The organism is Halopseudomonas sp. (genome assembly GCF_036961105.1).
Lineage (GTDB): Bacteria > Pseudomonadota > Gammaproteobacteria > Pseudomonadales > Pseudomonadaceae > Halopseudomonas.
The window spans coordinates 1-11,133 of sequence record NZ_JBALWW010000035.1 but is presented as its reverse complement, the minus strand read 5'-3'; the positions used below and the strand labels follow the sequence as shown (position 1 = coordinate 11,133).

At 58.4% G+C, this 11,133-nt stretch carries 12 protein-coding genes; 6 read left to right on the top strand and 6 right to left on the bottom strand.

Annotated features, from left to right (window positions below):
* Positions 1–463: 463 nt before the first annotated feature.
* The 4 genes from ihfB (at position 464) to pyrF (ending at position 3,038) form a co-directional block, all read left to right on the top strand.
* A complete protein-coding gene (ihfB, locus tag V7756_RS18675) occupies positions 464–757 on the top strand; it encodes an integration host factor subunit beta (protein ID WP_123891158.1) in 294 nt (97 codons plus the stop codon).
* A 68-nt stretch (positions 758–825) separates the two neighbouring features.
* Entirely contained in the window at positions 826–1,125 is a 300-nt protein-coding gene (locus V7756_RS18670) for a LapA family protein (protein ID WP_335611715.1), read from the top strand.
* A 4-nt stretch (positions 1,126–1,129) separates the two neighbouring features.
* On the top strand, positions 1,130–2,308 hold the full coding sequence (gene lapB / locus V7756_RS18665; RefSeq protein WP_335611714.1) for a lipopolysaccharide assembly protein LapB: 1,179 nt from the start codon (positions 1,130–1,132) through the stop codon (positions 2,306–2,308).
* 37 nt (positions 2,309–2,345) lie between these two features.
* Entirely contained in the window at positions 2,346–3,038 is a 693-nt protein-coding gene (gene pyrF / locus V7756_RS18660) for an orotidine-5'-phosphate decarboxylase (RefSeq protein WP_335611713.1), read from the top strand.
* Between the two features lie 239 nt (positions 3,039–3,277).
* On the opposite strand, the gene bfr is transcribed toward pyrF, so the two are convergent.
* The 5 genes from bfr to V7756_RS18635 form a co-directional block, all read right to left on the bottom strand.
* Complete coding sequence (gene bfr, locus V7756_RS18655; RefSeq protein WP_335611712.1) at positions 3,278–3,748, bottom strand: bacterioferritin; 471 nt, start codon at positions 3,746–3,748, stop codon at positions 3,278–3,280.
* A 121-nt stretch (positions 3,749–3,869) separates the two neighbouring features.
* A complete protein-coding gene (locus V7756_RS18650) occupies positions 3,870–4,079 on the bottom strand; it encodes a bacterioferritin-associated ferredoxin (protein WP_335611711.1) in 210 nt (69 codons plus the stop codon).
* Positions 4,080–4,163: 84 nt separating this feature from the next.
* Complete coding sequence (locus V7756_RS18645) at positions 4,164–5,039, bottom strand: DUF6279 family lipoprotein (protein ID WP_335611710.1); 876 nt, start codon at positions 5,037–5,039, stop codon at positions 4,164–4,166.
* A complete protein-coding gene (locus V7756_RS18640; protein ID WP_335611709.1) occupies positions 5,023–5,457 on the bottom strand; it encodes an anti-virulence regulator CigR family protein in 435 nt (144 codons plus the stop codon). The genes V7756_RS18645 and V7756_RS18640 overlap by 17 nt, the downstream gene beginning before the upstream one ends.
* 68 nt (positions 5,458–5,525) lie before the next feature.
* Positions 5,526–6,698: a YbfB/YjiJ family MFS transporter gene (locus tag V7756_RS18635; protein ID WP_335611708.1), complete on the bottom strand. Its 1,173-nt coding sequence runs from the start codon at positions 6,696–6,698 to the stop codon at positions 5,526–5,528.
* A gap of 375 nt (positions 6,699–7,073) precedes the next feature.
* On the opposite strand from V7756_RS18635, the gene V7756_RS18630 reads away from it, so the two are divergent.
* Both V7756_RS18630 and V7756_RS18625 read left to right on the top strand, forming a co-directional pair.
* Positions 7,074–8,501, top strand: coding sequence for an MFS transporter (locus V7756_RS18630; RefSeq protein ID WP_335611707.1), 1,428 nt, complete (start codon positions 7,074–7,076; stop codon positions 8,499–8,501).
* Positions 8,502–8,710: 209 nt separating this feature from the next.
* Positions 8,711–10,588 carry an MFS transporter gene (locus V7756_RS18625; protein WP_335611706.1) on the top strand — a complete coding sequence of 626 codons (1,878 nt, stop codon included), beginning with the start codon at positions 8,711–8,713 and terminating at the stop codon, positions 10,586–10,588.
* A gap of 24 nt (positions 10,589–10,612) precedes the next feature.
* On the opposite strand, the gene V7756_RS18620 is transcribed toward V7756_RS18625, so the two are convergent.
* The gene (locus V7756_RS18620) at positions 10,613–10,867 is read right to left on the bottom strand and encodes a hypothetical protein (protein ID WP_335611705.1); all 255 of its coding nucleotides are present in this window, start codon (positions 10,865–10,867) and stop codon (positions 10,613–10,615) included.
* Positions 10,868–11,133 lie beyond the last annotated feature (266 nt).

The window sequence follows — 11,133 nt, the reverse complement described above, 5'->3', positions numbered from 1 at the left end:
AACGCGGACGAGGCTGGCAGAACCTATAAAAAACAAAACCCCATCCAAAATGGACGGGGTTTGTCAGCGATCTGAGGGCGACTTCGGTCGCCCTTTTTTGTGCCCGCGCGCCTCCGGCGCTCGGGCACAGCCGCAAGCCGCAAGCCGCAAGCCGCAAGCCGCAAGCCGCAAGCCGCAAGCCGCAAGCCGCAAGCCGCAAGCCGCAAGCTAATGCCAATCCAATCCAATCGCTCAGCTCGCTCTAATCCCAGCGCCAGTAGTTGTGCGCTTATCTTTTAGGTCACGCTGATTTTGCTTGTGGCTTGTGGCTTGTGGCTTGTGGCTTGTAGCTTGTAGCTTGCCGCTTGAAGCTCAAGCCTTCCAGGCTGCGAGCACGCTCGCGCTTATCAGGCTGTTCAAAGCTAGTCAAGCATGGTAAAACCGTGTAAAACGAAGCTACTCGCTTGATAAAAAAGGGAAAACCATGACCAAGTCGGAGTTGATCGAGCGCATTGTCGAGCAACAGGGGCAGTTGTCGGCGAAGGATGTTGAGCTTGCGATCAAAACCATGCTGGAGCACATGTCACAGGCTCTCGCGACCGGGGAGCGCATCGAGATTCGGGGGTTTGGCAGCTTTTCGCTGCATTACCGTGCGCCGCGTGTGGGGCGCAATCCCAAAACCGGCGATGCGGTTGAGCTCGAAGGTAAGTTCGTGCCGCACTTCAAGCCCGGCAAGGAGTTGCGTGACCGGGTTAACGAGTCGTTGGAAAACAGCTGATCCGGTATATCACTCGCAGCCCCCTGCGTTATACTTCGCCTACACAAATGGAAGCGGAGTAGTGTGGCATGCTATGGCTTAAGCGAGCGTTGCTGATCGTTGTTTTGCTGCTGGTAGCGCTGGCAACAATGGATTTCATGCTGGAAAACCAGCAGACCACCACACTGCAGTTTCTCGAAATTCAGTCCCCTGAACTACCTCTGTCGATTTACATCATATTGTCCTTCATCCTCGGCAGCGTGCTTGGCGTATTTATCGGCTGGCTGATAACTACTCGGCTGCGCTTGAAGCTGATGGTGCAGAGCAATGAGCTGAATCGTTATCGCAAGGAAATAGACAAGCTGCGAACTCAGGCTGTCAAAGGCTGATCCTATGCAGGAACTCGTGTTCCTTGGTCTGTTCGTTGCTGCTTTGGCGATTGGCTGGTTTCTCGGGCGGCGCGAGGCCATCAAGGTCGGCTTCATGCTGCAACCCCATGGCAGCGCGATCGATCGTCAATACTTCATCGGCCTGAACTACCTGTTGAACGAGCAGCCCGATGAGGCGATTGAAACCTTTATCCGTGCGCTGGAAGTCAATCCGGAAACCGTCGAAACCCATATTGCGATTGGCAAGCTGTTCTGCCAGCGCGGCGACGTGGAGAGGGCGATCAAGGTGCATCAGAATCTGCTCGCCCGACCCAATCTCACCGCAGAGCAGGCTGACAGGGTGCAGCTTGAGCTGGCCAGGGACTATCTTGTGGTGGGCATGCACAGCAGGGCAGAGCGGCTGCTCGAAGAGCTGGGCCGTTCCTCCTCCAGTTTGCGCGGTGAGGCGCTGGGCGATCTGGTGACAGTGTACGAGCAACAACGCGAATGGGCGGAAGCGGTTGAGGTGGGGCTGCGCCTGTTACGCGAGCGCCCTGCCTTTGCCGTAGTGTTGGCGCATTATTATTGCGAACAGGCCGAAGACGCATTGCAGAGTCGCGACATCAATCTGGCGCAGAGACACCTGCAGGCTGCGCTGAAGATCGATACCGGCAGTACCCGCGCATTGCTGACGCTGGCTGAACTGGAAGAGCGTCAGGGCCATACCCGGGCAGTGCTCAAGTTGTTGCAGCGCATCGCCATTGAGTCGCCCGACTTCGTGCCGCAAATATTGCCGCTGGCCAAACGCTGCGCGGATAACGGCGACCTGGACCTTGCCGCGTATCTGGACAAGGTTCTCGAGCGGCCGGAGCCGCCTATGCTGCAAACAGTGTTGGCGCGCAGCGAAGAATTGCAACGGCACGAGGGTGACGTCAGCGCCCAGCGCTTTCTACTCACCTGGGTACAGCAGCAGCCTTCCATTGGTGGCACGCTCGCGCTGGTGAAGCTACAGATGCGCGATGTCGGGCAAATGGAGGAGGGGCACATGGGGGTAATCAGGCAGCTGCTCGAGTCCCTGCAACAACAGCGCCCGCAATACCGTTGTGAATCGTGCGGGTTCGCCGGGCAGAAGTTGTACTGGCAGTGCCCTACCTGCCACGGCTGGTCAAGCATCAGGCCCTTGAAGGGATACGAGGCGGTCTGAGTTTCAATAAATGATGGTTCAAAACAGGATGCAAAGTATGTCGAGCACTAGCCCCATTGTTGTCGCGCTGGATTTTCCTGATGCCCGTTCGGCAATGAACATGGCCGATCAGCTTGATCCGGCGCGGTGCCGCGTCAAAGTAGGCAAGGAGCTGTTTACCAGCAGCGGTCCGGCCGTGGTGGAAGCATTGCAGCACAAGGGCTTCGAGGTGTTTCTGGACCTCAAGTTTCACGATATCCCCAATACCACCGCGAGCGCAGTTCAGGCGGCCGCCGAACTGGGCGTCTGGATGGTCAATGTGCACGCCTCGGGTGGTCGCCGCATGATGGAGGCCTGTCGCGATGTACTGGAGCGACGCAGCAAGCGGCCGCTGCTGACGGCGGTTACCATCCTGACCAGTCTGGAGCAGGAAGACCTGCAGGAAGTCGGCATCGATATCGAACCCATGGTGCAGGTGCAGCGTCTGGCTCGCTTGACCCAGGATTGTGGTCTGGATGGTGTGGTTTGCTCTGCACGCGAAGCCAAGGCGCTGCGCAGCGCGCTCGGCGACGAGTTTCTGTTGGTCACGCCGGGCATACGTCCCGCTGACAGCAGCGCAGATGACCAGAAGCGCATCGTAACGCCTTCACAGGCGCTGGAGAACGGCAGCAGCTATCTGGTGGTGGGCAGGCCCATCACCAAGGCAGAAAAGCCGGAGCAGGCGCTCGAGGCAATACTCGCCACGCTTTGAGCCAGAAATAGCTGCAGGCTCAGCTGCACCACCGCAGGCCGGGATGCCCCGGCCATCTCAGGTAACCCGGATTGGCTGGTTCCGAACGGAAGTGACAACGCAAGGACGAAGCTCTGTTAAATCTGGCTGCTGAGGGAGGGGGGTAATGCTGCTGCGCGCGGGCGAGCAGCATTAGATGCCGCGCGGTATCTATTCAGGCAAGGTTACTGAGGTTGAGCAAGCAACTGAGCCCGAACCGCTTATTCGCCAATCTGTGATTGCTGATAATTTTCCAGGCCAACCTTATCGATCAGGCTAAGCTGGGTTTCCAGCCAGTCGACGTGCTCTTCCTCTGACTCGAGAATATCTTCAAGCAGCTCCCGGCTACCGTAGTCGCCGACTTCTTCGCAATACGCGATGGCCGCTTTCAGGTCGGGAATACCCTTCATTTCGAGCTTGAGATCGCATTCGAGGATCTCGCGGGTGTTCTCGCCAATCATCAAGCGTCCCAGGTCCTGCAGGTTGGGCAACCCCTCAAGGAAGAGAACACGCTTGATCAGCTCGTCGGCGTGTTTCATCTCGTCGATGGATTCCTTGTATTCATGCTTGCCCAGCTTGTCGAGCCCCCAGTCCTGCAGCATGCGCGCGTGCAGAAAGTACTGGTTGATGGCGACCAGTTCATTGCCCAGGATGATATTGAGGTGCTGGATGACTTTCTTGTCGCCTTTCATGGTAAGACCCCTCGGAACGTTTAGTTGCCAAGTGTGGGCCGCCATAGGGCAGGTGTCAAATATAAGTATTTGAAAAGAAAGGAGTTAAAAATGATTATCAGTTGGTGTTTGCAGGACTTTCTCAGGCCGCGACGTACTGGGCTGATGCCATTGCCGCGACCTGGTTGCCGGTCATGTTTTCGAGCAGCAGCGACTTGCAATCACGCGCACATTTACCGCATTGGGTAGCCACGTCCAGATCCGCGCGCAGATCGCGCATGGAGCAGGCGCCCTGGTTAATGGCGTCTTTGATCTGATTGTCGGTAACACCCTTGCAGAGGCAAACGTACATGCAGGTTCTCCGGTCGAGACTTACGGCTGATGAACGCATGCTAATGTTAATGAGAATGATTGTCAAAGTTTATTGGCGAAATTTTCAACCGGTTTCACCGGGCTTGCAGGTGAGCTCGTCCAGGTCTGTCGCCAGCCGGTTCAAGCGCTTCTGAAAATGGGTTTTCTGCTCTGGCGTCGCCTGTTGCATCAAGGTGGAGAGCAACGCCGCAAAGCTGGCCCTGGAGCGCGGTGCCTGCTGGGCGTAGGCTGGGGTGCGCAGGGCCTTGTAGTCGACTATCAAATGCCGGATACGCTCATGAAAATCCGGCTGTTGACGGTCTGGCAGCTCTGCCAGCAATAGGGATTCCCATTGCCTGCGGTTGTCCAGCCACACCTCGGTGCTGCCGTCACGGCCGTCTATCCATTGAGTTACAGACGCCCGCTGCGCATCGTTCAGCGATCCTAGCCAGCGCTGCAGCTGATCTTCGAGCTTGTCTATGCGATCTTCGCGACGTGCCTGCAGAGGCGGTTCGACCAGCTCTTCGTATTTCTCTGCCAGTTGTTCAGCCATATTCCCACGCAGTTCTGCAACCTGGTCGTCGCTCAAGCGCTGCAGCAGCCCACTAAACAGCGGCGCAGCGCGTTGTAGCGAGCGCGCTGCCGAGTCTTCCGTCCGCTCGAGTTCATCTGCAATCACGGTCGCATCCAGGCTATCGCCCAGCAGATAGCTGCCAAACCGCTGCAGGTCCATGCGATAGCGCGGCAGCTCCGTCTGGCAGTGCCACTGCAACACCCCTTGCAGCTGATTGTCGAACCAGGCCTGCTGACTGGATGTGAGATCTACCAACTGGTTCACTTCGCGGCTGATTAGCCAGTCGAGATTGCGATACGCCAGTTGGGTCGCGCTGCATGCGCTGAGCAGAATCAGACACGCAGCCAAGCCAGAGAAGCGCGCCAGGCGTTTAATCGAATACGTCATTGATGATGGCCTCGACGATGCCGGTGGTGACGCTGATCAATACTGCGTCCTCGCCGACCTGACGCCAATCATAGCCATCATAGTGCGGCAGATTGCGGCTGAGACGTGGGTCAATCTGCTTGGCAATACCCGGGGGTAGGGGTTTGCCCCGCGCCAGATTCTTGCGTATGCCTGGCGGCAAGCTGTCGCGCTCAAGATAGTCGCGATTGTCATGAAAGATACTGCGCACCAGCTGCTCGTCTATGCCGATGTAGTTTTCATGAGAGTCGTTGTGGTGGTTGCCTGGGTGGTGGTCATCTCGGGCATGCTGGGCGGAGTTGCCCTTGCCGGGATGCTCGTCGGGTTTGGCGTGGGCGGTGCTGGCAACAGCCAGCAATAACAAACAGGTGCTCGCCAGTAGGGTCGCGGTTTTGTACATATCGAATGCTCCGGATGGCAGGTTCTTGTTGGGCTACAGCATCTTTGAGTAAGCAAGGGCCGATCGGTTCATTGCTCGGCCGGTTTGGCTGGTGGAACGGCCAGCATCCACCCCAGGCTCCAGACCAGCGCGGCGGCGCCAAGCCACAAGGTATCCGGCAACTGGCCGCCCTGTTCCAGCCATACCCGTGCCAGCCAGGGGGCCAGCAATTGAGTCAGCCCGTAAAGTGCAATCAGCGCGGCCGACAATCTGGGGCCCTGGTCCGGCTGCAGGGTGCGCCCCAACCGCTGTGTCAGTAGCACCGCACCTAGAAAGCTGCTGCCCATCAGCAGGGCGCACAGGGGTAAACCCAAGGCCGGTGGCAGCAGCAAGGCGGCAAACACACTGACAGCCTGCATGGCATAGTTGGCAATAAGTGCTGTGCGGTCGCCCAGTTGCTGGCCCAGCCGATTCCATACCCAGGCCGAGGGCAGGGTCGCGCAGGCAAGGATCAACCAGCTTTGGCTGACCAACGGATGCTCGCTACCCAGTTGCAGGCTGGCGATCATGGGCAGGAAGGTCATCGGTAATATGTAACCCAGGCCGGCCCCGGCGTAGGCGAGAAAGAGGGGCGCACTATGACGGTCCAGTAGGCGCCGAGGCGGCGCGCTGTGCTGGAGCGTCGTGCGGTTATCCAGTCTGGCAAGCACCCAGGCGCCCCAGACAGCCAGCGGCAGGCTAAGCAGGGCAGCCGGCCACCAGCGCTGGGCCGCATGCAGGTCCAGACTTGGCGGATTGGCCAGTAAACCAGAGATGATCAGGCCGCCGCCCACTCCAAGATAGGCCAGACCGCTCAGGGCAATGCGTTGGCGTGCAGCCAGCCACTCCATTAGCAGAGCCGGCACCATGACAAAAATCATTCCGTTGCTCAGGCCATTGGCCAGGCGCAGGGCCAGCAGGCCGCCAAAATAGCTGGTTTGGGTCAAGCCGAGCATGCTGAGGCAATGCAGGGTAAGTGCCGCGGGGATGGCAACCCGCAGTTGCTGCGGCGTGTGCCAGCGGATAGCAACCAAGGCACCCAGCAGATAACCCAGGTAGTTCCAGCTGGCAAGATCAGCAGCCTGGGTAACGGACAACAGGCCATCTTCCACCAGCAATGGCAGCAAAGGGGTATAAATGAAGCGTCCCAGGCCATGCACTACCAGGAGCAGGCAGGCGGCGGCAGCGACAGCAGTGCGCGGGGACGTAGGAGCTGGGGACATGGGCGTAGTCTCACGTGTCGCGGGCTCTGGAATAAGCGTTGCAGACACTACACCCGTATGCGCTAAGGCACCAATAATGTATATGAATGTTGCGCATCCTCGCCAGTGATGGGAAGTGTGGCTGTCTCGAACAGAAGATATTTTGCCGCTAATGGCTGCGATCTTCCTGCTTCGGTGCGGGGCCCAAATGCAGTAACGTTCGCGATTCCGGGGCCCGGGGTGCTGAGGGCCTCTCAGAGGTAGCTGCTCTGCGTCCGAGGCGTGGTATAGAGTAGACAAGCGTGCACGGTCAGCCCATCAAGTGCTGATCGTCGCGAGACAACAATGACAAGAAAGCCGCCCTCAGGCGCGCGATGTTTTTACCAGGAGATAGGCATGTCCGGCACCGGCATACTGAAGCGCTCTACCATTCTTATTCACGGCTCTATCGGCATGCCGCTGGCCATTATCGGTTATCCCCTGGTGGTCTACCTACCGCCATTTTATGCGCAGGAAGTCGGGCTCAACATGGCGCTCATGGCGCTGGTCCTGGTCTTTGCGCGCATCACCGATGTGATCACCGATCCACTCATAGGTACTCTCAGTGATCGTTGGCAGACCCGCTTCGGGCGGCGCAAGCCCTGGCTGGTCATGGGCGTGCCGCTGATGCTGATCGGTACCATCATGATCTTCATGCCGCCCGATGGTGTGGGTATAGGGCACCTGTTGTTCTGGACGGTACTGATGTACCTCGGCTGGACCATGGTGACCCTGCCATACGGCGCCTGGGGCGCTGAACTATCCAGCCTTTATCACCAGCGCAGCCGCGTGGTGGCCTCGCGTGAAGGGTTTGTGCTGATTGGCCTGTTCCTGGCCGCACTGGCGCCGGCGATAGTGCAAGCTCTGGGTGCGCGTTATCAAGCCGGGCAAACCGACGGCTTTCTGATGGAGTCGGCGGTCTGGCTGTTCGGCCGCGATGGCGAGCTGGGCATCGGTTATGGTCCCATTCTCGCCGTGATGGCCTGGTTGATGATCATACTGCTGCCGCTGACCGTATTTCTGGTGGTGGCCCGGGTGAAAGAAGCTCCGCCGCAGTCGGTGCAGCGCACTGACTGGAAACAGGGCCTGCGGGTATTGAAGAACAACGGTCCCTTCAAACGCATGATTCTGATGTTGCTGGTGGTGGTTACCGGTGAATCGTTTCGCAATGCGCTTTCGGTATTCTTCATGCAGCACGTGATCCAGATCCAGGCGCAGATTGGTCTGATGTACCTGCTGTATTTTGGCGTGGGTATTCTGGGGATCCCGTTCTGGTTGTACATGGGCAAGCGCATTGGCAAACACAAGGCGTTCTGTTTGGCGCTGGGAATTTCCAGCACCAGTATTCTCGGCATGTTCTTCCTGGGCGCCGGGCAGCTACTGCCGTTTGCATTGCTGTTTTGCGTAAAGGGCTTCTGTTTTGCTGCGTTCCAGTTTCTGCCGCTGTCGATGCTGGCCGATATCGTTGACCTGGATACCGCGCGCAGCAAGGAACACCGTACCGGCCTGTTCTTTGCCATGTCCGGCATGGCGCAGAAACTGGCGATGGCCCTGGGCCTTGGTTTGTCCCTGGGATTGCTGGCGATTGTGGGCTTCGACGCCAAAGCTGTGGAGCATAGCGCCAATCAATTGCTCTCCCTGCGCGTGCTCTACATCCTGGGCCCGGTGTTGCTCTATATGACCGCCTTTGCGATTGCCTGGAAATATCCGCTGACTGCCGCGCGGCAGGAGCGGATTTACCAGTGGGTTGAGCGGCGCAAGCTGCGCCTGGGCAGCGCTACCTGATGTAGCCTGGCTGCCCGTGTTCGGGCAGCCAGAGCCTTGCGAGCTGGCGCACGAACGCTAAGCAAGGCTGGTTGCTGACTTTGTCCGGGCGCAGCCTCGGCACTGTTTTTTACGCCACCTGCGCGTCCCTCGCTACCCGTAACAGCCTTTCCTTGGGTATGCTGACGTCCTCATTGATTGGATGCTTCGTCACAAGGAAATACAGGCCCATGTCTGACCAGTCTCAGTTCCGTTTGTTGGGCAGCAAGCGCTTTCTCCCATTCTTTCTCAGCCAGCTGTTTGGCGCTTTCAACGACAATCTGTTCAAGCAGGCGCTGATTCTGGCGATTCTGTTCAAGCTGAGCTTCTCCGCTGACAGCGACCTGCTGATCAACCTCAGCGCCATGCTGTTCGTGCTCCCGTTCTTTCTGTTCTCGGCGCTGGGCGGCCAGTTTGGCGAGAAGTACCGCAAGGACACATTGATCCGCCGCATCAAGCTGGGCGAGGTCGGCATCATGCTGGTAGGGGCGTTCAGCTTGTGGCTGGGCTATCTGCCGTTGATGCTGCTGGTGCTCTTTGCCATGGGCACCCAGTCTGCATTGTTCGGCCCGGTCAAATATTCGATCCTGCCGCAACACCTGCATGAAGACGAGCTGATCGGTGGTAACGCACTGGTTGAAATGGGCACCTTTCTCGCCATTCTTGGCGGCACCCTGTACGCGGGTCTATTGATGTCCGGTACCGCCTGGGCTCATTGGGTGGGCGCCTCGGTTATTGTTATTGCGGTACTGGGTTACCTGGCCAGCCGGCGCATTCCGCTCGCAGCAGCGGCTTTGCCGGAGCTACAACTGGACTGGAACATCTTTCGCCAGTCCTGGGCGATTCTGCAGTTGGGCTTGTCCAAACAGGTGCCATCGGTGTCACGCTCGATCCTGGGCAACTCCTGGTTCTGGTTTCTCGGCGCCACCTATCTCACGCAGATTCCGGCGTACGCCAAGGAATTTCTGTACGGTGACGAAAGTGTGGTAACGCTGATCCTGACCGTATTCTCGGTGGGGATTGCGCTGGGTTCCATGCTCTGCGAACGCCTGTCGGGGCACAAAGTTGAGATTGGCCTGGTTCCCTTCGGCTCCATGGGGCTGACCATCTTCGGGTTGCTGTTGTGGTGGGTCTCTGGCGCTGTGACGCCCGGCGATCTGGCTTATTCCTGGACCGCTTTATTGACTCAGCCCGCCGCCTGGCTGGCGATGGGCAGCATCCTCGGTCTGGGTATCTTTGGCGGCTTTTACATAGTGCCCCTGTACGCGCTGATCCAGTCGCGCACCCATGAAGACGAGCGTGCACGCGTCATTGCCGCCAACAACATCCTCAACGCGCTGTTGATGGTGTGCTCGGCGATACTGTCCATTGTGCTGCTGAGCCTTGCCGAGCTGAGCATTCCGCAGGTGTTTCTCACCATCTCGCTGCTCAACGTACTGGTGAACCTGTACATCTTCAGCGTGGTTCCCGAGTTCACCATGCGCTTTCTCATCTGGCTGCTTGGGCATTCCATGTACCGGGTGGAGCATCGCAACCTGGAAGCGATACCCGATGAGGGCGCCTGCGTGCTGGTGTGCAATCACGTGTCCTTTGTCGATGCGCTATTGATTGGTGGGGCGGTGCGGCGGCCTGTGCGCTTTGTCATGTACTACAAGATCTACCAGTTGCCGGTGCTCAACTTCATATTTCGCACGGCCGGTACTGTGCCCATCGCGGGTCGCCAGGAAGACGAGGCCATTTACGAGGCGGCGTTCAAGCGTATCGACCAATATCTGCAAGCGGGGGAGGTGGTTTGCATCTTTCCGGAAGGAAAACTGACTGCCGATGGCGAGATGAGTCAGTTCCGCAGTGGTATCAGCCGCATATTGGCGAGCAATCCGGTCCCGGTGATTCCGTTGGCGTTGCAGGGGCTCTGGGGCAGCTTCTTCAGCCGGGCTCCACACAAGGGGTTCTTTCGTCGTTTCTGGTCACGGGTGGCACTGGTGGCGGGCAATTCGCTGGCGCCGAATCAGGCTGAACCGGCGGTTTTGCAGGAGCGGGTGCAGACTCTACGCGGTGATCGGCGTTAGAGTCCGGGCACACGGTCGGCTGTATTACTCGGCGGCTTTGGCGGGGGCAGCGGGCTTGGCAGCAGGCTTGCCTGCGCGAGGCGAGCTGTAGGTCTGACCGCTTTTGCCATTGGGAATTTTCTGAATTTCGCCGCCAGAAGACAGAAAGGCTTCGATCTGGTTGTCAATTGACTGGCTGGTAGCAACGGCGGCATCGGCCTTGCGCTTGCCGGCTGTGGTTTTTGGTGCGGGTGTCTTGGCTGCTGTAGCTGCTTTTGGCTCGGTAGTCTTGGCGGTCATGTGGGGCCTGTGTGGTTAGCGGGTAGTCGGCCAGTTTACAGGTTTTTGGAGTTATTTGCTCAACTTTCTCTTGACCTCAAGCCGGGTAGGTATTAGCGGTTTGCAGGTTTCATCTCTCCAGATGTCCGCCCCTGTCTCGCCGGCGGGACACATGGATGCCGACGACAGGCCCTGCGCTGGGATTCACTGCCGCTGGCCGAGATGGAACTCGATGAGATGGTCTCCTCCCTCTCCCTTCTACGGCGTCGATGCGCCAAGGGATAGAT

Coding starts and splice junctions, on each gene's coding strand:
- ihfB (WP_123891158.1), top strand. CDS start 464: ATGACCAAGTCGGAGTTGATCGAGCGCATTGTCGAGCAACAGGGGCAG.
- V7756_RS18670 (WP_335611715.1), top strand. CDS start 826: ATGCTATGGCTTAAGCGAGCGTTGCTGATCGTTGTTTTGCTGCTGGTA.
- lapB (WP_335611714.1), top strand. CDS start 1,130: ATGCAGGAACTCGTGTTCCTTGGTCTGTTCGTTGCTGCTTTGGCGATT.
- pyrF (WP_335611713.1), top strand. CDS start 2,346: ATGTCGAGCACTAGCCCCATTGTTGTCGCGCTGGATTTTCCTGATGCC.
- bfr (WP_335611712.1), bottom strand. CDS start 3,748: ATGAAAGGCGACAAGAAAGTCATCCAGCACCTCAATATCATCCTGGGC.
- V7756_RS18650 (WP_335611711.1), bottom strand. CDS start 4,079: ATGTACGTTTGCCTCTGCAAGGGTGTTACCGACAATCAGATCAAAGAC.
- V7756_RS18645 (WP_335611710.1), bottom strand. CDS start 5,039: ATGACGTATTCGATTAAACGCCTGGCGCGCTTCTCTGGCTTGGCTGCG.
- V7756_RS18640 (WP_335611709.1), bottom strand. CDS start 5,457: ATGTACAAAACCGCGACCCTACTGGCGAGCACCTGTTTGTTATTGCTG.
- V7756_RS18635 (WP_335611708.1), bottom strand. CDS start 6,698: ATGTCCCCAGCTCCTACGTCCCCGCGCACTGCTGTCGCTGCCGCCGCC.
- V7756_RS18630 (WP_335611707.1), top strand. CDS start 7,074: ATGTCCGGCACCGGCATACTGAAGCGCTCTACCATTCTTATTCACGGC.
- V7756_RS18625 (WP_335611706.1), top strand. CDS start 8,711: ATGTCTGACCAGTCTCAGTTCCGTTTGTTGGGCAGCAAGCGCTTTCTC.
- V7756_RS18620 (WP_335611705.1), bottom strand. CDS start 10,867: ATGACCGCCAAGACTACCGAGCCAAAAGCAGCTACAGCAGCCAAGACA.